The following is a 20,647-nucleotide window of genomic DNA, read 5'->3' as shown; positions in this document are numbered from 1 at the left end:
TTACCGTGTTCCCCAGTTGTAGAACTGTTTGTGGAGTTTGAGATAGACGAATGTTTCAGTGGACCTGACCCCGTCGAGGTTGCGGATCTGGGAGTTGAGCAGGTCGAGGAGCTCATCGTCGTCCTCGCAGACGACCTCGACGAGGATGTCGAAGGAGCCTGCTGTCAGCACGACGTAGTCAACGGCCGGCATCGCGGCGAGCAGTTCCGCCAGTATCCGGGTGTCTCCCGAGGCACGGATGCCGATCATGGCCTGGCGGAAGAAACCGAGCTGCATCGGGTCGGTGACGGCCACGACCTGCATGACCCCGCCATCCGTGAGCTTCTGCACCCGCTGGCGCACGGCGGCCTCGCTGAGTCCGACGGCCTTGCCGATCTCCGCGTACGACCTGCGCCCGTCGACCTGCAACTGCTCGATGATTTTCTTCGAGACGTCATCGAGGGGTACCGGCTTGCCCGGCGTGGTACGTCCGTTTGCGACCATCCAGCGATTATGCCAGCGAGACCCTCCCCCGGCAAGCGATTCCGCAGCTTTTTACGGCAAATGCTGCGGATTCCATATCTCGGAGGGTTTTGCCGGTGCGTGGGGTCTCCCCGCGCCGCACGGCGGATCCGCGTACTCGGGATACGGTGAAGATCCTAGGAGGACGAAGGGAGTCCCATGGACCCAGAGTGGATGTTCGTGGCCGGCCGCTCCTTCGTCGCCGCGGTCCCGACCGACGCGCCCCGTGGCCTCGTCACGGCGCTCTCGAGCAGGGCCGGAGACGCCAGCGTCTCGGCAGAGGCCCTCGTCGGACTGTTGCCGCTCGGTGGCTCCGATGCACTCGAGTCCTTCGCGCTCGTGATCCGTGCAGCAGCGGATGAGTCCGCCGTGACCGTCGTCGTGCGCGGACAGATCGCCGTCGACGTGTTTTCGGTCGGCGGATCACGACGCTTCACCGACCAGGGCATCCGGCCCTGGAACCTCGCCGATTTCTCCGCAGTGACCGTCGTCGTGATCGGTTCCCCGGACACGGCGGCGCCCGCCGCCGTACCCGCTGGAAGCGGAACCGGGAACGAACAGGGCACAGTGGTCGGCCGGACGGCGCGCTGGTCGCCAGGCGGCCTGGCGGCCGAAACGGACGACACCGCGATGCGCCTGCCGAATGACACGGTGATCCGCAGGCCGGACGACACGGTGATCCGCGGGGCGGACGACACGGTGATCCGCAGGCCGGACGACACGGTGATCCGCGGGGCGGGTGACACCGTGATCCGCCAGCTCGAGGACACCGAGGACACCGAGGACACCGCGACCGGCGCAGCCCTCCGTCCGCCACTCGCCCGGTTCCGGCTGTCCGACGGCCGTGAGTTCCCTCTCGACCGTCCATATCGGCTGGGCAGGCGCCCCGCACAGCCGCGCATCCCCGTCGGGCCGGGCATCACTCTCGTGGCCGTCGTCTCTGCCGGCTCGCTCGTGTCCGCGACCCACGTCGACATCCGGCAGGTGGGGGACGTCATCGTCGTCACTGACGCGGGCTCCCGGAACGGCACCATCGTGGTCTCCGCGGACGGGCGCAGGGAGCGGCTCCGTCCCGGCGATTCCCGAACTGTGCCTCCGGGTACGAGAATAGACATCGGGGACGATAACATCATCGAGATCATCCCGGCGAGCGGCACCGAGTCGGCTCCGTATTTCCCAGCACATCGTGGAAGGCACCACCCGTGACCCAGATTGGTCAAGGCTCAGGCGGATTCGAGGTCGCTTTCCCCTCGGTGAAGAAGACGGTCTCGCTCGCGTGGGCCGCACTCACCGACACCGGGCATCGCCGCGAAGTCAATGAAGACAGCCTGATATCCGCGCCGCCCATATTCGCGGTCGCGGACGGCATGGGCGGGCATTCCGCTGGCGACGTCGCGAGCGCGGCCGTCGTGCACCGGCTCGCCGAACTTGCCGGGCGGGACTCGCCGCAGAATGCGGCCATCAACGCGGCGCTCGGCCTCGCGGTCACGGACATGGCGTCCGGAGTCGGCGTGACCGACCTCGGCACCGGGACCACGGTGACGGGAGCCGCACTCACCCTCGTGTCCGGCGCTCCCCAGTGGGTCGTGTTCAACATCGGCGACTCCCGGGTCTACCTGCTCACCTCCGGTGTGCTCGAACAGATCACCATCGACCATTCCGTCGTGCAGGAACTCGTCGACGCGGGCCGGATCACCCGCGACGAAGCGGATGTCCATCCGCACGGCAATATCATCACCCGCGCCGTCGGGTTCCACGAGGCGCCGATCCCCGATTACCGTGTGCTGCCTGTGCACCCGGGGATGCGCCTCCTGATCTGCTCCGACGGGTTGACCAAGGAACTCACCGCATACGGCATCCGGCATTTCCTGATCTCGAACCCGGACCCGGACGACGCCGCGAAGGCGCTCGTCGAGGCCGCGCTCGAGAACGGCGGTCGTGACAACGTGACGGTGATCGTCCTCGACGTCCTCGATATCGAAGACAGCGAAGACAGCGAAGACCGTGAAGAGGACCTGGGAACCGGCGGCCCGTCCGCCTCGCAGGACGCCGACACCGGCCCGCTCGACATCGGCCATCTCGACACGCACTGATTTCGACACCCCCTGAGTTGGGGGAGCAGCATCCCGGACACGTGCGGGGCAACTGCCTAAACTTGAGTGACGCCAGTCGTGATACCCGTTCGATGCGCGTTCACGGACCAGTCCAGGGACCATTGGCGAGAGCGAGACGGGGAGGCCGCGATGCAGCGACGATTACCGTCGACGCCCCCGAACCTGCCGGGGTTCTCCTACCTCCGGGTGCTCGGCTCCGGAGGCTTCGCCGACGTCTTCCTCTACCAGCAGGACCTTCCGCGCCGACAGGTCGCGGTCAAGGTGCTCCTCGCCGAGGTCGTCAACGACCAGGTCCGGCAGCTGTTCCAGGCCGAGGCCAACCTGATGGCCTCGCTGAGCTCGCACCCGTCGATCCTGACCGTTTTCCAGGCCGGCGTCTCGGCCGACGGACGCCCATACCTCGTGATGGAACAGTGCTCTCCGGCGCTCAGCCAGCGCTACCGCACAGAGCCTCTCGGCGTCCCTGAAGTGCTCCAGGTCGGCATCACCATCGCGAACGCCGTCCAGGCCGCGCACCAGGCCGGCATGCTGCACCGGGACCTCAAGCCCTCGAACATCCTCGTCACCCGCTACGGGCATGCCGTTCTCGGCGACTTCGGCATCGCGGCCACGGTGAGCGAGGCCAGAAACGTCGAAGCGGTCGGGCTGTCCATCCCCTGGTCCGCTCCGGAAGTCCTCCTCGACGAGGTCTCCGGCTCCGTCGCCTCCGAGGTCTGGTCCCTCGGCGCCACTCTGTACTCCTTCCTCGCCGGTCATTCGCCGTTCGAGATTCCCGGCGCCGAGAACAGCTCGGCCCAGCTCATCTCCCGCATCAACAAGGCCAGGGTCCCGGCGATCGGCCGCTCGGATGTCCCGGGCAGGCTCGAGCTCATCCTCCAGCGCGCGATGTCCCGGCGTCCGGAGTCGCGCCAGGGCAGCATGCTCGAGCTCATCAGGGAGCTGCAGTCCGTCGAGGCCGAACTGGGCCTCCTCCCCACCCGGCTCGAGGTCGCCGACGAGGACTGGGCCGCTGAGAACGGCGTCGACGACGACGACCGCACCCGCATCTCCGCCGTGAATTCGATCAATGCGTACCAGGAGCCGCGCCGCCGCCGGGTGCATCAGGCGCCACGAGGGCGCCGTTCGGCGGCCGGCGCGCTCGCCGACACCTCCGGCGCGCGCAGCCCCTCTGGGTTCGATGGTTCGGCGGGGACTGCGGGCAGCGCGGGCACGGCCAGGGGCAGGTCCCGCGGCACAGCCAGGGGCTCGGTGCCGGGGGTCTGGCGGCGTTCGGTGCTCGTCTGGGCGCTCGTTGCGGCATCCGTCGTCATCGTCGTTCTCGCCGTCGTTACGGCGTCGGCGCTCTCGCACCAGGCGACGCCAGGGCTGCCGACCGTGAGCAATGTCTCCGGGGAGCTGCGGGACGGCATGGTCGTGTTCGGCTGGGCTGACCCGGGCATCGCCCGGGGGGACAGCTACGTGATCACCCTCCGCACCGGTGAGAGCAGCATCCAGAAGGGCACTGAGTTCAGCGTCGACCCGCACGGACAGGCCAGGGTCTGCGCAAGTGTCGCCGTGAACCGGGACGGGCGCACCGGGGGCGCGAGCGGCGAGAAGTGCGTCGACGCCGGCGGGTCCGTGACCGGAAGCACGCGCGGTGACCTGACCAGAGGCGGCGACGCTTCGTGATCCGTCTCTGGGTCTCCCGCCAGTTCGCTGCGCACCGCTCGGCGTGGGCGACGGCCCTCGGCGGAACGCTCGTACTGGCCCTCGTCGTGACGACCGCTGTCGTGTCCGGCGGGTACACCGCCCAGCGTCTTGACCTCGGCGATGCCGCCGTCTGGGTCACGAACGAGGCCCGCCAGGCTGTCGGCCGGGCGAACACGGCGGTGATGGAACTAAACACGGTCGTGACGAGCGAGAGTTCCAATCTCGACGTGCTCCAGTCCGGAGCGACGGTCCTCGTGCTCGACACCGGCAACAGCTCCCTCGACATCCTCGACCCGGCCACGGCAACGATCGTGCGCAGCGTTGCACTGCCGCCCCGGGCGCCCGCCGTGTTCCTCGCAGGAACCCGCACCCTGATCGCCTCGAACGGCGAGGTCTGGGAGACCCCGACGAGCGGGCTCGCGAGCTTCGACACGGCGACCGCGCCGACCCTCTCCCTCGGCGCCGGCTCGGTCGTGAGCGTTGACGACACCGGAACCCTGGTCTCATTCACTCCCGCGACGGGCGCCCTCGCCCAGGCGCCCTCCGGAAGCGGAACGGTCACCTCGAGCCAGACGCTCAGCGCGGGGTCGCCGGGCGACGATTATCAGCTGACGAGCGTGAACGGCGCCTGGGCGCTCCTCAACGCGACCTCGCGGCACCTGTTCCTCGATGGCAGGGACGTCGACCTGTCCGGGTTGATCGTCGACGGCGGCGCCCCCGCCCTGCAGCAGCCGAGTCTCTCCGGCTCCCGCGTGCTGATCGCCCACGAGCAGGGGCTCGTCGCCGTCCCGCTCTCCGGCGGCGCCCCGACCGTGCTCGTCAGCGGCCGGAACGGCACAGCGGCGGCCCCGGACACCGCCGGACAGTGCGCCTATGCCGCCTGGTCGGATGGCACGGCCTGGCGCGACTGCGGCGACGCCGGGTCCGGCGGCTCGGCGTCGGGAGCGTCCGGAGGCTCCCGTGGAACGCAGTCCGGCACGACGACGACCCTCACCGGGCTCAACGACAACGCCAGGCTCGCCTTCCGGCGCAACGGCACCGGGCTCGTGCTGAACGATGCGCACAACGGTTCGACGTGGGCGGTCCAGCGTGACAACCAGCTGATCGACAACTGGGCCGACCTGATCGACACGACCCCGGACACCCAGCGCATCGAGACCAACGGCGACGACACCCCTCCGGTCTACGACAAGGTGCAGGCCCCGCCCGTCGCCGTGGACGACTCCTTCGGAGCCCGGCCCGGCCGGATCGTGACCCTCCCCGTGCTTCTCAACGACTCCGATCCGAACGGGGACGTGCTCGTGATCGAATCGGTCACACCGATCGACGCGACCGACGGCCGGCTCGACCTCGTCGGCAACAACCAGCAGGTGCAGCTCACCGTCGCGGAGGCGGCAACCGGTCAGCTTCGCTTCGGCTACACGATCAACGACGGCCGTGGCGGGAGCGCATCCGCAACCGTCACCGTCACTCTCAGGGCGCCGGGGGAGAACTCCGCTCCCCAGCAGGTGCGAACCACCCACGCGACCGTGCGTGCCGGCGGCCGGGTGACAAGCCAGGTGCTCGGCGACTGGATCGACCCCGACGGCGACCCGGTCTACCTCGCCTCAGCGTCCGCCGCGGGCCCCGACCTGCTGAGCTTCACCCCCGCGGGCGCCGTCGTGTTCACGGATGCCGGCACGAACGACGATGACAAACGGGTCGGCCTGAGCGTCTCCGACGGCCGCCTGCTCGGCACGGGCTCGCTGACCGTCTCCGTGCGCGCGAGCGGCGCCGTGCCGATCGTCGCTGACTCCTTCATCGTGCTCGCGACTGCGGGGGCCGAAGTCTCGGTGTCCCCGCTCGACCACGCCCGCGGCGGGTCGGCGCCGCTGCGGCTTTCGAGCGTCCCCGCCAAGCCGGATGCCACGATCACCCCCGACTTCGCCTCCGGTGCGTTCCGGTTCCTGAGCAGCACCCCGGGGGTCCACGAGATCGAGTACTCGGTCACCGACGGGCAGCTCACCGCGACGGGAAGGGTGCGCGTCGACGTCGCTCCCGCCGCCGACGCCAACAGCACCCCCGTCACCGTTCCCCACACGGCCTTCATCCGAGGCCAGCAGGCCACCCTCGTCGACGTGCTCGCGAGCGACTTCGACCCTGCGAACGGAGTGCTGCTGATCACCGGGACGATGAACGTGCCGGCGTCCAGCGGCATGCGGATCGAGATCCTCGACCAGCGGATCCTCCGGGTCACCCTGACCCGTCCGCTGCCGGACGGCGGGCTCAGTTTCGGGTACCGGATCAGCAACGGGCTCGCCGATGCCGAGGGCACCGTCACTGTCGTCGAAATCCCCGCGCTCGGTCAGAAACAGGCCCCGATCGCCGTTGCGGACACCGCGACCGTCCGGGTCGGCGACACCATCGACATCCCGGTCCTCGCGAACGACGAACAGCCGGACGGTGACTCGCTGACCCTGGACCCCGTCCTCGCCTCCGGCCTGCCCCCGGGCGCAGGCCTGCTCTTCGCCGCGGGAACCGTGCTGCGTTACCTCGCGCCGGCCACCCCCGGCACGTATACCGCGGTGTACCGGGTGAACGCCCCCGACGGCCAGTATGCCAACGCGGAGGTGCGCATCTCGGTGCGCGAAGCCGACCCGAGCACCAACAATCCGCCCGTCCCGAAGACGGTGACCGCGCGGGTGCTCTCCGGCGGCACCGTCGAAGTGTCGATCCCGCTCACCGGGATCGACCCTGACGGCGACTCGGTCCAGCTCGTCGGCCAGGAGACCAACCCGGAGAAGGGATCCGTCACCGCGGACGGGACGGACACGTTCCGGTACCAGGCCGGGGAATACTCCGCAGGAACCGACACGTTCAGCTACGCCGTCGTCGACGCCCTCGGCGCTCGGGCGATCGGCACCGTGCGGATCGGGATCAGCCCGCGCCTCGACGGCGCCCGCAACCCTGTCGCGGCCCCCGACGACGTCGTGGTGCGTCCGGGAAGCACCGTCTCCGTTCACGTGCTCGCCAACGACTCGGACCCCGACGGCGGCCGGCTCACGATCAGCGCCGTCGAACCGAGCGGCACCCCTGCCGACCTCGCGGCCGACCACGGCACGGCCATGATCGCCGGGGACACCATCGCGGTCACGGCTCCCGCGACACCCGGCCGGTTCGGCTTCATCTACGAGATCAGCAACGAGCGCGGCGGCACCAGCTCGACATTCCTCACCGTCGTCGTGCGTGCGGATGCCCCGCGTGCCAGGCCAGAGGCCAGGGACACCCACCTGACCCTCTCCGACGTGCTCGCGGGCGGCACCGTCGACGTCGACGTTCTCGCCAACGTGACCTTCGCCGACGGGCCGGCCCGCGGCCTGGCGCTGAGCGTCCCCGAGTCCTGGGCCGACTCCGCGAGGGTCACAGACGCCAAGCGCGTCCGGGTGACCGTGCACGCCACGAGCCAGATCATCCCGTTCCAGGTCGCGAACCCCGACGACGCGAGGATCACCGCCCTCGCGTTCATCTGGGTGCCGGGGTACACCGACGCCCTGCCGCAACTGCGGAAGGGCGTTCCCGCGCTCACCGTCGCGAGCGGCGCCAACCTCACCATCCCGATCAACGACTACGTCGTCGCCGTCGGCGGCAAGCAGGTGCGCCTCACCGACCGGAGCCTCGTGCACGCCACCCGGTCCAACGGTGCAGACCTCGCCACCTCGGACACGAGCATCGCCTTCACGAGCGCGGACCAGTACTACGGTCCGGCCTCGGTGTCGTTCGTCGTCACGGACGGCACCGGCGCAGGAGACCCGGATGGCCACACGGCCACGATCGTTCTCCCGATCACGGTGACGCCGCAGGCGAACCAGCCGCCGGCCTTCGACGGCGCCGTACTCGACTTCGAACCCGACCAGACCAAGGTCATCGACCTGTCCAAACTGACGTCCTACCCGTACCCGAACGACCAGGCCTCCCTCGTGTACTCGGTGCTCGACCCGAAACCGGTCGGATTCGACTACTCGCTCGATGGCCAGCAGCTGACACTGCACGCCAGGACCACGACGCTGCCGGCCTCGGGTGGGCAGGGCGGCCACGGGTCCATCACGATCGGCGTCTCGGCCGGCGGTACGCCCGGTCGGGCCGGGCGCATCGAGATGAGTGTCGTCGCGTCCACCCGGCCGCTCGCCATCCCGGCGGCGGATGTCGCGATCGCCCCCCGCGGCCAGACGACCGTCGTCGACGTGCTCGCCAACGACGGCGCGGCCAACCCGTTCCCACAGGTCCCGCTCCGGGTCGTCGCCGTGCGCGGACTCGGCGGTGCCGGCATCCCTGCCGGGGTCAGGATCACCCCGAGCGCCGACAACAGCACACTCAGCGTGCAGGTCGCAGCGAACGCCGCTGCGGCGGACACGAACCTCGAGTACGAGGTCGCCGACGCGACGAACGACCCGAACCGGTACGCCTGGGGCACCGTGCGGATCTCGGTTCAGGACCGGCCGGACCCGGTGACGAGCCTCTCCGTGACCGGGTTCTCGGACACCCGTCTCGCGGTCGCCTTCAACCCCGGCGCCGCCAACAACTCCGCCGTCACCGGCTACGAGATCACCCTCGTGAATGCCGTGACGGGCGCAGCGATCAGCACCACCACCTGCCAGGCGACCTCGTGCACGGTCCCGACCGGCGGCAACGGGCGGGCCAACGCTGTCCGCGTCTCTGTCGCAGCGCGCAACGGCCTCGGCCTCGGCGCGACGACCGCGCTCGCCGACACCGTCTGGTCCGATGTCGTGCCGTCGGCGCCCGGAAATCTCGCGGCCGCGCCGCTCAACGGCGGCTTGACGATCAGCTGGGCACCCGTTCCGAACGGTGCGGGTTCCCCGATTACGGACTACCTGGTCACCGTCAACGGCACGGCCCAGCCCGCCGTGAACGCGACGGGTCCTGGCTGCGGGGCCACCCGGTGCTCGCTCACGGTGAACGGCCTCGCCAACGGCGCGTTCGTTCCGGTGAGCGTGAGCGCCCGCAACGAGTCATATCCCGCCCTCTCAGCGTGGACATCCGCTTCGACCCAGGGCACGCCTTACGGTGCGCCGACGGCCGGCGCGGTCTCCGCATCGGCCGGTGCCGCCGGCACCGTCCACGTCGCGTGGGATGCCTTCTCCGGTTCCGGCGACCCCGTCGGCGGATACTTCGTGCAACGCCTCACGAACGGAACGGTGCCGACGGGGAACCAGGCGTGCACGGTCACCTCCCCGGCCCCCGGCACCGTCGTCGTTCCCCACACCGGCGCGAACGTCGCCGAGCTCAGGAACCTCGGAGCAGGCGCCACGAGCGTCGACTTCACCGGACTCACCTCGGACACCGCGTCGTACTCCTTCGTGGTCTGGGCATACAACAGGGCCGGCTGCACCAACAGCCAGGTCACCACCGTTCAGGTGCAGTCGACTCCCGGCGCGGTCACCGACCCGGGAGCCTCGATGGGGATGCACGACACGGCATACGACCTGCAGATCACGCCGGTCAGCCCGGGCGCCGGCGTCACGGGCTATGAAGTCCGGGCCGTCGACGCCGCGACGGGGACCCCCGGCGCGAGCGCGACCTTCACCGCGACCGCCCTGCCACGCCAGCTGCTGACCCCGACGGTCTTCGGCGCACCGTTCAGCTACCAGGTGCGCGCGTGCGACACCTCGGCCACCTGGGGCACGTGTGGGGCCTGGTCCGCGACGATGACGGCACCGGCGGCATCCGTCAGCCTCGCCGTGACCGGCCTGGCCTACGACCCGGCAACCGGCGTCTTCGGCTGGACGAACGGCCCGGACAACGGCGCATACACGACCGGATACAGCTGTTCGGTGCCGACGGACCCGGGTACGGCGCCCGTGGCAGGTGGCCCCACCAGCTGCACTCTCGCCGCTCCCGCAGCAGCAGGCACGGCCCGCCTCGCTGTTTCCGTCGACCTCGGGCTCGGCACGGGCAACCCGGTGTACAACTACGACCGATGAGATCGATGAAACTGTTGAGACTGTTCCCATGAAGACCCGAAAGACACTGAGATGACTATCCCAAGGACCGGCCCGATGAATGCCCCGACGAACTCGACCGAGCAGGCGGCCGCCGCCACGATGACCGCAGGGGAGGCCGCGCAATTCGCCGAGGTCTTCGAACGGCTCGTCTCCGGGGTCGAACGGGTGCTGCTCGGCAAGCACCACGTCATCCGGATGGCTTTCACCGCGCTGCTCAGCGGCGGTCACCTGCTGCTCGAAGACGTGCCTGGCACCGGCAAGACGAGCCTCGCCAGGGCGATCGCGCAGAGCGTCCAGGGCACCAGCAACCGGATCCAGTTCACCCCGGACCTGCTCCCCGGCGACATCACCGGTGTCAGCATCTACGACCAGCGCAACGGCGCCTTCGAATTCCACCGCGGTCCCGTGTTCGCGAACATCGTGCTCGCCGACGAGATCAACCGCGCGAGCCCGAAGACCCAGGCGGCGCTGCTCGAGGTGATGGAGGAGGAGCAGATCACCGCGGACGGTGTGACGCACCCCGTTGCCGAACCGTTCATGGTGATCGCCACCCAGAACCCGATCGAGCAGGCGGGCACCTACCGGCTGCCAGAAGCCCAGCTCGACCGGTTCATCATGAAGGCCTCGATCGGCTATCCCGACCACGCCTCGACGATCCGGATCCTCGAGGGTGCCGGACGGCGTGCGCACGCGGTCGTCATCCCCGCCGTCGTCTCTGCCGCGACGGTCGTCGAACTCGCCGCGCTCGCCAGGACGGTCCACGTCGACCCCTCGATCAACGACTACGTCTCCCGCCTGGTCGACGCGACGCGCACGACCACCGAGGTGCGCCTCGGCGCGAGCGTGCGCGGGGCGCTTGCCCTCATCCGCACAGCGAAGACCCTCGCCGCGGCCAACGGGCGGCACTACGTCATTCCCGACGACGTGAAGCAGCTCGCAGAGGCGGTCCTCGCGCACCGGCTCCTGCTCGATCCGGAGGCCGAGTTCGACGGTGTCACACCCTCGAGCATCGTTGCGCGCATCCTGATCGAGACGCCTCCGCCGGGAGACCGGCAGGCCGCGTGAGCGATCTGGGCGGCGCACGTCCGAACGGCCTCGGCGAGGACACCGCCGACGGTCGTCTCGCCGTGCTGCTCGTGCACTCGGTCCGTGCCGTCCTGGCGACCGGTGCGCTGCTGACGACGACCTGGCGGCTCGCCACTGCCGTCGTCACGGTCCTCGGCTGGAGCGTGCTCGCATCCGCCGCCGTCGCCCTCGCGACCGGCTACCTGCTCGGCTGGACCGAACTCGTGGTGCTCGGCTGGGCTGGACTCGCGCTCGTCCTGGCTTCCTTCGGCTTCCTGTTCGGGCGGACCGCGTACCAGATCCGGCTCAGGGTTCCCGTGGACCGGGTCGTCGTGGGGGAACGGGTTCCCGGTGAACTGATCGTGCGCAACCCGACCGGCCGCCGGCTGCCTGGCGTCGGGGTCGAGGTTCCCGTCGGCCTCGGCCTCGCCGAGTTCGCCATGCCCGGGCTCGCCAGGGGCGCAAGCTTCGAGGACGTCTTCATCGTCCCGACCGTGCGGCGCGGGATCATCCCGATCGGGCCGGTGCGGACGGTGCGCGCGGACCCGGTCGGCCTCGTGCGCCGGGAACTCGTCTGGGCGGAACGTGTCGATCTCTTCGTGCACCCGCGCACCCTCCCGATTCCGAGCATGAGCACAGGGTTCATCCGTGACCTCGAGGGAAACCCCACCCGTGACCTCACCAACCTCGACATGTCCTTCCATGCCCTGCGCGAATACGTGCCGGGGGATGAACGGCGCAGCATCCACTGGAAGAGCACCGCGAAGACCGGCCGCCTCATGGTGCGCCAGTACGAGGAGTCCCGGCGCAGTCACCTTCTGGTCGCACTGAGCCTCGCCGCAGACGACTACGCCGACGACGAGGAATTCGAACTCGCCGTGAGCGTCGCCGGTTCGCTCGGGGTGCGGGCGATCCGCGACGCACGCACGGTGTCCGTCGTCACGAGCACCGTTGCACCCGCCGCAGCCCGCACGGGTGCGGCCGGCCGGGACCAGGTGCAGCACCGGCCGAACCGGGCAGGCACGAAGCGGCGTCCCGCCGCCGAAAGGCTCAGCACCCTGACGATCACCCGCCTGCTCGACGACCTGTGCCGAGTGGATCGCACGGCGGACGCGTTGCCGCTCGGCGCGCTCGCCCAGTCCGCAGCGGATGCCGTCGCCGGTGTTTCCGTCGCCTTCCTCGTGTACGGCTCAACGGTGAGCCTCGCCGAGCTGCGCGCAGCGGCGACGCATTTCCCCGGCGGGGTCGAAGTCGTGGCCGTCGTCTGCGCGACAGAGTCCGTGCCGAGCCTCCGGCGCGTCGCCGAGCTCAGCGTTCTCACCATCGGCTTCCTCGAAGACCTGCAGCAGAGCCTCGCCAAGGGGGTTGCCGCGTGACCGGGAGAGTGCAGCCCCGCGCATCCGCCGCCTTCATCGTCGGGAACACGGCCGCGCTGCTGCTCGCGACGATGGTCGCGGCCGTGACTCTCTGGCCGGTCTACGGGAACCGCGAATTCGTGGTGCTCGTCGTCGTCACCGCGTTGCTCGGTTCCGGCATCGCGATCCTCGGTACGGTGTTCCGCTGGCGGGCGTGGCTGGTCTCGCTCGTCACGATCGCGGTGTATTTCCTGGTCGGCGTGCCGCTTGCGATCCCCGGCGAGGCGACCGGGGGCGTCCTGCCGACCCTCGCCGGGCTCGGGGACCTCGCCGCGGCGACCGCACTGAGCTGGAAGGAGCTCGTCACGATCGTGCTCCCGGTCGGCTCGTACCAGGCCCTGTTGGTTCCGGCCCTCATCCTCGTCCTGTCGAGCACCGTCGCCGGACTCTCGATCGCCCTCAGGGCACGGGTCGGCGAGCTCGGCGCGTTCGGTCCGATCGCGCTCTATGTCGCCGGGATCGGCCTCGGACCGACCGTCGGATTAGCGCCGATCGAGACCGGTCTCGCTCTCTTCGTCGTGCTGCTGTTCTGGCTGCTCTGGCAACGCGCGGCACGCCGGCGGGCGCTCCTCGCCCTCTCCGGTGCCCGGCAGTCCGCGCGCACCCGCGAATCGCGGGCCGGTCGCCGGCTCACCGCGGCCCGCGGGGTGCTCTCGGCCGCGCTGATCGCCGCCCTCGCGATCGGGGTCGGCACCGCGGCGGCCGTGGCCTTCCCTGTGCAGGTGCCCCGGGATGTCGTGCGGGCCCGCGTGCAGCAGCCCTTCGACCCGAATGATTACCCGAGCCCGCTGAGCGAATTCCGCAGTTACCTGCAGCCCGGGCGGTCCGATGCCGTGATGCTGTCGGTGACCGGCCTGCCGGCCGGGGGACGGCTGCGACTCGCGGCCCTCGATTCCTACAACGGAATCGTCTATTCCCTCGACGGCGCAGCGAACTTCTTCACCCGCCTGCCCGACCGGCTCGACCAGAGCGGGGTCTCCGGCGACCCCTCGTCGATCGACGTGACCATCGACGATTACGCGGGCGTCTGGGTCCCGGGTACCGGGCAACTCGAACGCATCCGCTTCAGCGGGGAGACCGGGACGGCCCGGGCCGATGCGTTCTACTACAACGACGGCACGGGGACCGCTGCCGTCCTCGGGGGACTCGCCTCCGGCGACACCTACACGGCCACCGCGGTCGTGCCACGGGTTCCCGGGTCGCTCGCGACGCTGACGCCGGGCACGGCCGCCCTCCCGGCCCTCGAAGCGCTACCCGACTCCGTCGAAGGGGCGCTCGCGGGATACGTTCGCGCCGGGGACCCGCCCGGCGTGCAATTGCAGGCCATGCTGGACGGGCTGAAGGCGAATGGTTACGTGAGTCACGGCATCGGTGAGGACGAGCCGGTGAGCCGGTCTGGCCACGGTCTGGACCGGATCAGTCAGCTTTTCACCGATGAGCCCATGCTCGGGGACGCCGAACAGTACGCCGTCGCGGCCGCGCTGTTGGCGCGGCGGCTGGGGTTCCCGGCCAGGGTCGTCATGGGATTCGCCCCCCAGGCGCTCGGAGCCGCCGACGCGTCGGAAACGCCGGTGATCGTGCACGGGGCCGACGTCTCCGCCTGGATCGAGGTCCAGACGGCAACGGAGGGCTGGGTGACGATCGACCCCACTCCCGCCGTGCGCGACGTGCCGGAGAAGCAGCCGGACCGGCCCCAGATCGTCTCGCGACCGCAGACCGTCGTGCCGCCGCTCGTCCCGAGTGTGACGGAGCAGCGGGATCCCGCCGCTCCGGAGAATGCCGCGGAGACGCCGCCGGCACCGCTGTCGCCGTTGCTGGCGCTGCTCGTCACCGTGCTGACGATCACCGGTTGGACGATGCTCGCCGCCCTCGTCATCGCCGGCCCGTTCCTCGTCGTCATCCTCGCGAAGGCCCGTCGGCGCAGGCTCCGCCGCGGGAGGGGCTCAACGCTCGACCGGGTGCGCGGCGGCTGGCGCGAATTCGCGGACACCGCGGCGGACTTCGGCATCGATGTGCCGGTCGGCGCGACCCGCCTCGAACTGGCCGAGGCGGTCGGCGGGGAGCCGCCTGTTGCGGCGGCGGTCGCGGTGGACCGGGCTGTTTTCGCGCCCGGACGGCCGAGCGACGGCGTCGCTGACCAGATCTGGAGAATGGTCGAAGACCTGCGGTCCGCGCTCGCCGCGGGACGCACCCGCAGGGACCGGTTCCGAGCCCTCATTTCGCTGCGCTCGTTCGCTCGCTACGCTGGAAGGGCATCCGTTCCACCTGCGAATCGGGGCACGCCGAGCGGGCACCGGGTTTCCACACCCGACCGGGACCGGCGAAAGGAAGGAGTCGTTTCGTGAATTGCCTGATCTGCGGGGCACCGCTGAGCGCGGGCGCCATGTTCTGCGGTGAGTGCGGCAGTTCTACGAAGGCGACCCCGAAGACCCGCAAGCGTCACGACCCGCGTCCGAACGACACGACGATCATCCAGCCGCTGCGACCCCGCCCGACCGTTGTCTCGATTCCGGTGACCACCGCTGCGGCCGGTCCCGGCGTGCTCGGTGAGCCTGGGGCGTCCGGCCCGCCCGTCGCCGTGCCGGCACCCGAAGCCGAAGCCGAAGCCGAAGCGGAAGCCGAGATCGAATCGTCGTCGCCGTTCGCGCCGGGCCGTCGCCTGCACCCCGTTACCCCCACGCGTCCGTCCCGACAGGGCGCGCACACCCACGGTTCCCACGTCGCCCTCACCGGCGGTGGCGCCCCGACAACGGGCGGTGCCTTCGTGCTGCAGTTCAGCACAGGGGAGGACCTCGAAGTGCGCGGCACCGGCCTGATCGGACGCCGGCCGATGCCGCAACCGAGCGAGCACTTCGACCGTCTTGTGCAGATCATCGATCCGGGCATGTCGGTGTCGAAGACCCACCTCGAGTTCGGCCAACATGACGGCGAGCTCTGGGTCAGCGACCGCTTCTCCGGCAACGGCACCATCATCCGCCGCCCCGACGCGACGATGGTGCGGTGCGAGCCCGGCCGCCGCTATCTCGTGCCGCGCGGATCGCGCGTCGAGATCGGTGACCAGTACTTCCAGGTCAGCTGAGACGTCCGGCCAGTCCGGCCTCTCCGGCCTCTCCGGCCTGTCCTCGACGCTCCTCACCACCCGGGCCATCCGGTCCCCGGTGCACGGATGCGGTCGGCCGCCTGTCCTGATCTCGTTCCGGTGCTCTGCTACCCGGGTGACCGACTTCTTCCTCGCCGACGAAACGCTGTCGCTGCCCGCGTCCCCGACGGAACCCGTTCCCGCCGCGTTTCCCCTGCTCGCCTCTCTGGCACCCCTCGTGGCGGCCGGCGTGATCTGGCTCGTGACCGGTTCAGCGTTCGTGCTGGTGTTCGCCGTGCTCGGCCCGGTGATCGCCGTGGCGAGCGTGGTCGACGGGCGCCGAGCCGCACGCCGCACCCGCCGCCGCGATGCCGCCGCGCACTCCGCGGCCCTCGCCGAGCTGCGGAACGCGGTCACCGAGCGCCACACCGAGCTGCGGCTGCGGCGCTGGCAGGAGACCCCGTCGGCGGCGCAGCTCCTCGAGACGCCGGACCGGGCATCCCGCTGGAGATCCCGGGCCGGGGGCGCAGTACCCGTGGTGCTGGGATCGGGTAGCACGGCGAGCGGTATCCGTCTCGAGGGAACCGGCTCGGAGCGGGAGCTGCGAGCCTGGGCCGCCACGCTCCTGGACGCACCCGTCACAGCGGATGCCTCTGGCGGCGTCGCGCTCGTCGGGCCCACCGCCCTCGTGTGCGCGTTCGCCCGGGCGCTGCTCGTGCAGCTCGCATTCGCCCTGGCACCCGACCGTTTTGCCCTGGAACCGGTCGTTTCGGATCAACCGGACGACGACTGGGCGTGGACAGGGGCCCTGCCGCACACGACCCGGGCGGGCGGCGTGGCAGACGCGGGTCCCGCGGAGACCGTTGGGCCCGCGGACCGCAGAGGCCCCGGGGAGGCAGCCCGGAAGGTCGTGCTGCTTCGGTTCACCGACATGCCGGTCGCAGGCAACCACGCTCCCACCGTCGAACCGCGACAGGGACACCGGCGGGTGCCGTGGCTGCTGCTGGCCACGGACCTCGTCGACGTGCCGCCCGGTTGCGCGACGGTCGTGCGTCTTCACAGTGCAACGAAGGCCGAGGTGCTCTTCCTTGCGGAATCCGAGCACCCGGGGATCCCCGGGAGCCCGGGGAGCTCCGCGGGTCAGGGGTCTCGTCGGGGGTCGTCCCAGCGCCCGGACTTCCGGCCGGAGTTCGTCACGAGGGAACAGGCGATCGGCTTCGCCCGGCTGCTCCGAGAGCGTGCGGCAACGGCGGGTCTTCTCGGTGGGCATCGTTCGCTGCCCGCCCGGGTGACGCGCGCCGAGCTGGCCGCGATCACCGGGCATCCGCTCGCCGCGGTGGCGGCGGACCGGGACGGTCTCGCGTGCGCGATCGGTATCGGCGCCGACGGGCCGGTCACGCTCGACCTCGTCGGCCAGGGTCCGCACGCCGTTGTCGGCGGCACCACCGGGAGCGGCAAGAGCGAACTGCTGGTCAGCTGGGTCAGCCAGATCGCCGCGGATCGCTCGCCGGACGAGGTCACCTTCCTGCTCATCGACTTCAAGGGCGGTGCCGCGTTCCGCCCGCTCGCTGTTCTCCCGCACTGTGTCGGGCTGGTCACCGACCTCGACGGGCACCGGGCGGAGCGCGCCCTCGCGAGCCTCGCAGCGGAGCTTCGTCACCGCGAGCGGGTGCTCGCCGCAGCGGGTGCGAGGGATCTCGCCGAATGGCGTTCGCTCGGCGGGCCGGCGTCGCCGGAGAGGCCCGTGTTGCCGCGGCTCGTGATCGTCGTCGACGAGTTCGCGACCATGCTCGCGTCGTTTCCGGAACTGCACGCGCTCTTCGTCGATATTGCGGCCAGGGGACGCTCGCTCGGTGTGCACCTCGTGCTGTGCACGCAGCGCCCCGCCGGAGTTGTGCGGGACGCGCTGCTCGCCAACTGCACGCTCCGGATCTCCCTGCGCGTCAACAACGCGGCGGACAGCCAGGCGGTGCTCGGGACGGATGCCGCGGCCGCCATCGCCGCCGCCGTTCCCGGTCGCTGCCTGATCGCGCTGGGGGATGGCGGCCCAGAGGCCTGCCAGGTCGCCGTCACCTCGGGCGCGGAGATCGAGGCCCTGGCTGCGGTCGCGGGCTCAGCCAGGGACGGAGGAGTCGTGCTGCCCCGGCACCCTCGCCGACCGTGGCTCGATCCGCTCCCCGCCGTGGTGGCCCTCGCTGACCTCGAGGGGCTTCCGGACCTCGGCAGGCCCGATTCGGAGCTCCATGCGCCGGACAGGACCCCGGGCGGCGAACCGGAATTCCGCTTCGGACTGGTCGACGAGCCGGACCGGCAACGGTACGGCGTGGCCCGGTATGGTCCAGGGGACGGCAACATGTTCGTCCTCGGCGGAGCGCGCAGCGGCAAGACCTCGGTGCTCGCCGTTTTCGCGTCCCAGGCACGCGCCGCGCACTCGTGGGTCGGTTGGCCGAATCCCGACGTCGAAGCGGTCTGGGACGCCCTCACCGAGGCGCGCCGCTGGATCGACCGGGGAGGCGCGGGCCGGGTTCGCACCGCTCAGGCCGGTGCAGGCCCGGACCGCCGCGCCCGCTCGAGGCTCCTGTTCCTCGACGATTTCGATTCGGTCTGCGCCCGCTGGGAGCCCGACCACCGGCAGGCGGCGCTCGAATGCCTCGCGAGCCTGCTTCGCGACGGACTGCCGGTCGGACTGCGCGTCGTGGTCACGGCGCAACGCCTCACCGGGCCGCTTCAGAACCTGGCGGCGCTGTGCCAGGAACACCTGTTGCTGCGCCTGCCCGACCGGGCCGAACACCTCGCCGCAGGGGGACAGGCGGCCCAGTTCGACCCAACCCTCCCTCCCGGCGGCGGACACTGGCGTGGCCGGCGCATCCAGGTGCTCGCTCCACAATCTCCTGTCCCGCACACGGCTGCATCCCCGGTCGCCGGCAGACCGGACCGCGCAGTCCCCGGCCCTGACGCGCGCCCGACCGCGACCGTACTCGCTCTCGCAGCGGGCACATCGATCATCCACGTGAGCGGGTCCCCGGCCCGCTCGGCCGCTCACCTTCGAGCGGATGCCGCGCACCCGGACGTTGTGGAGCTGAACGCCGGTGCCGGTGTGGCGAAACCGGAGGCAGTCCTGGCCCGGCATGGCGCGGCGACCGTTTTCATCGGGGATCCCGAGACCTGGCAGGCCAACTGGTCGCTCCTGGCCGCGCTTCGGGTTCATTCGCCCATCGTCTTCGACGGCTGCACCCTCGCCGATTACCGCATGCTGACCCGCAGGCGGGATCTCCCGCCACCCCTGGCACCCGGCCGCGGCCATCTCTGGTCCCTGTCGCCCGAAGGCGACCTCAGCAGGGTGGCCTTCGGTGCGGCGTGATTCCGGTCGGGCCTCGGGCGCCACCCGACCAGCGCAAGCGCCCATTTCGAGTGTCAAACGACGCCGAGACCACTGATTTCGTGACAAGTGCGTTACGTAATCGATGATTTGGTCACTCAGCCGTGACTAACGGCCCGCGCTGTGCGAGTATCTAGCAACTCACCCGTCGTCGTGTGGGTGTTCGCTCGCTGAAACGCAAGGAGACCCCAGACATGATGCCGAGGCCGTTGCCCGCCGACCCGATGATCCGCCAGCTCGTCCGCCAGGCCCAGCATGCCACCCTGGGTCGTCGCACCCTGCTCGCCGGAGCGGGCGCCGGGGCCGCGGCCCTCGCCCTTGCTGCGTGCTCCACCGGTGGAGCAGCCAAGCCCTCCGCGGCCGCCGACGTCTCCGATTCGGACAAAACCATCCGCTGGGACAACTGGGCGCTCTACATCGATGTAGACGACGCCGGCAGCTACCCCACGCTCGCGGCGTTCACCGCCGAAACCGGCATCAAGGTCGCGTACACGGAAGCCGTCGACGACAACAACACCTACTACGGCAAGGTCAAGGACCAGCTCGCCCTCGGCAAAGACATCGGCGCCGATGTCGCGTGCCTCACCGACTGGATGGTGGGCCGGCTGATCCGCTTCGGTTACACCCAGGGCCTCGACCACGCGAACATCCCCAACCTGAGCAACCTGCTCCCGTCCCTCAAAGACGTCGACTTCGACCCGGGTCGCGCGATGAGTGTGCCGTGGCAGGGCGGCTTCGCCGGGATCGCCTGGAACAAGGAAAAGCTCCCCAACGGCTTCACCTCGGTCTCCGAGCTGTGGGACCCGAGCCTCAAGGGCCGCATCGGCGTCCTCTCCGAGATGCGGGACACGATGGGCCTGATCATGCTCGACCAGGGCGTCGATATCTCCGGGAAGTGGGGCGACTCCGAATTCGGCGCCGCGATCGACGAGTTCAAGAAGCAGGTCGCCAACGGCCAGGTCCGCAACATTAAGGGCAACTCCTACAAGGAAGACCTCGTCAACGAGGACACCCTCGCCGCCATCGTCTGGTCGGGCGACATCGTGCAGCTCAACGCCGAAAACGGCGACAAGTGGGGCTTCGCCGTGCCCGAGAAGGGCGGAACGCTCTGGAACGACAACTTCATCGTTCCGATCGGGTCCCCGCGCAAGAAGAACGTCGAAAAGCTGATCAACTACTACTACGAGCCAGAGGTCGCCGCAGAGGTCGCCGCGTACGTGAACTACATCACCCCCGTCGCCGGTGCGAAGGAAGCCGCGATGGCGATCGACCCCGAGCTCGCGAACAACCAGCTGATCTTCCCTGACGCCTCGACCCTCGCGAAGGCGCACGTGTTCCGCACCCTCGACGGGACAGAGGAACAGAAGTACGGCGCCGACTTCCAGTCGATCCTGCTGGGAGCCTAG

Annotated in this window: 11 protein-coding genes; 10 read left to right on the top strand and 1 reads right to left on the bottom strand. The window is 70.2% G+C overall.

Going from position 1 to position 20,647, the window contains the following annotated elements; genetic code table 11:
- Positions 1–483: an Lrp/AsnC family transcriptional regulator gene (locus E3O39_RS03510; RefSeq protein WP_134445884.1), complete on the bottom strand. Its 483-nt coding sequence runs from the start codon at positions 481–483 to the stop codon at positions 1–3.
- Positions 484–660: 177 nt separating this feature from the next.
- On the opposite strand from E3O39_RS03510, the gene E3O39_RS03505 reads away from it, so the two are divergent.
- The 10 genes from E3O39_RS03505 (at position 661) to E3O39_RS03460 (ending at position 20,647) form a co-directional block, all read left to right on the top strand.
- A complete protein-coding gene (locus E3O39_RS03505) occupies positions 661–1,707 on the top strand; it encodes an FHA domain-containing protein (RefSeq protein WP_134445883.1) in 1,047 nt (348 codons plus the stop codon).
- Positions 1,704–2,594 carry a protein phosphatase 2C domain-containing protein gene (locus E3O39_RS03500; protein WP_322188211.1) on the top strand — a complete coding sequence of 297 codons (891 nt, stop codon included), beginning with the start codon at positions 1,704–1,706 and terminating at the stop codon, positions 2,592–2,594. Before E3O39_RS03505 ends, E3O39_RS03500 begins: the two co-directional genes overlap by 4 nt.
- A 150-nt stretch (positions 2,595–2,744) precedes the next feature.
- The gene (locus tag E3O39_RS03495) at positions 2,745–4,283 is read left to right on the top strand and encodes a serine/threonine-protein kinase (protein WP_134445882.1); all 1,539 of its coding nucleotides are present in this window, start codon (positions 2,745–2,747) and stop codon (positions 4,281–4,283) included.
- Complete coding sequence (locus E3O39_RS03490; protein ID WP_134445881.1) at positions 4,280–10,282, top strand: Ig-like domain-containing protein; 6,003 nt, start codon at positions 4,280–4,282, stop codon at positions 10,280–10,282. The genes E3O39_RS03495 and E3O39_RS03490 overlap by 4 nt, the downstream gene beginning before the upstream one ends.
- A 75-nt stretch (positions 10,283–10,357) precedes the next feature.
- Complete coding sequence (locus E3O39_RS03485) at positions 10,358–11,368, top strand: MoxR family ATPase (RefSeq protein ID WP_241975398.1); 1,011 nt, start codon at positions 10,358–10,360, stop codon at positions 11,366–11,368.
- Complete coding sequence (locus E3O39_RS03480) at positions 11,365–12,744, top strand: DUF58 domain-containing protein (RefSeq protein WP_134445880.1); 1,380 nt, start codon at positions 11,365–11,367, stop codon at positions 12,742–12,744. Before E3O39_RS03485 ends, E3O39_RS03480 begins: the two co-directional genes overlap by 4 nt.
- Positions 12,741–15,128 carry a transglutaminase domain-containing protein gene (locus E3O39_RS03475; RefSeq protein ID WP_134445879.1) on the top strand — a complete coding sequence of 796 codons (2,388 nt, stop codon included), beginning with the start codon at positions 12,741–12,743 and terminating at the stop codon, positions 15,126–15,128. The genes E3O39_RS03480 and E3O39_RS03475 overlap by 4 nt, the downstream gene beginning before the upstream one ends.
- The gene (locus E3O39_RS03470; protein ID WP_134445878.1) at positions 15,125–15,862 is read left to right on the top strand and encodes an FHA domain-containing protein; all 738 of its coding nucleotides are present in this window, start codon (positions 15,125–15,127) and stop codon (positions 15,860–15,862) included. Before E3O39_RS03475 ends, E3O39_RS03470 begins: the two co-directional genes overlap by 4 nt.
- The gene (locus E3O39_RS03465; RefSeq protein WP_134445877.1) at positions 15,837–19,223 is read left to right on the top strand and encodes an FtsK/SpoIIIE domain-containing protein; all 3,387 of its coding nucleotides are present in this window, start codon (positions 15,837–15,839) and stop codon (positions 19,221–19,223) included. The genes E3O39_RS03470 and E3O39_RS03465 overlap by 26 nt, the downstream gene beginning before the upstream one ends.
- A 212-nt stretch (positions 19,224–19,435) precedes the next feature.
- Entirely contained in the window at positions 19,436–20,647 is a 1,212-nt protein-coding gene (locus E3O39_RS03460; protein WP_134445876.1) for a PotD/PotF family extracellular solute-binding protein, read from the top strand.

The organism is Cryobacterium sp. MDB2-A-1 (assembly GCF_004402675.1).
Taxonomy (GTDB): domain Bacteria; phylum Actinomycetota; class Actinomycetes; order Actinomycetales; family Microbacteriaceae; genus Cryobacterium; species Cryobacterium glucosi.
The sequence above is the reverse complement of the archived record's forward strand: the minus strand, read 5'-3'. Positions and strand labels throughout refer to the sequence as shown.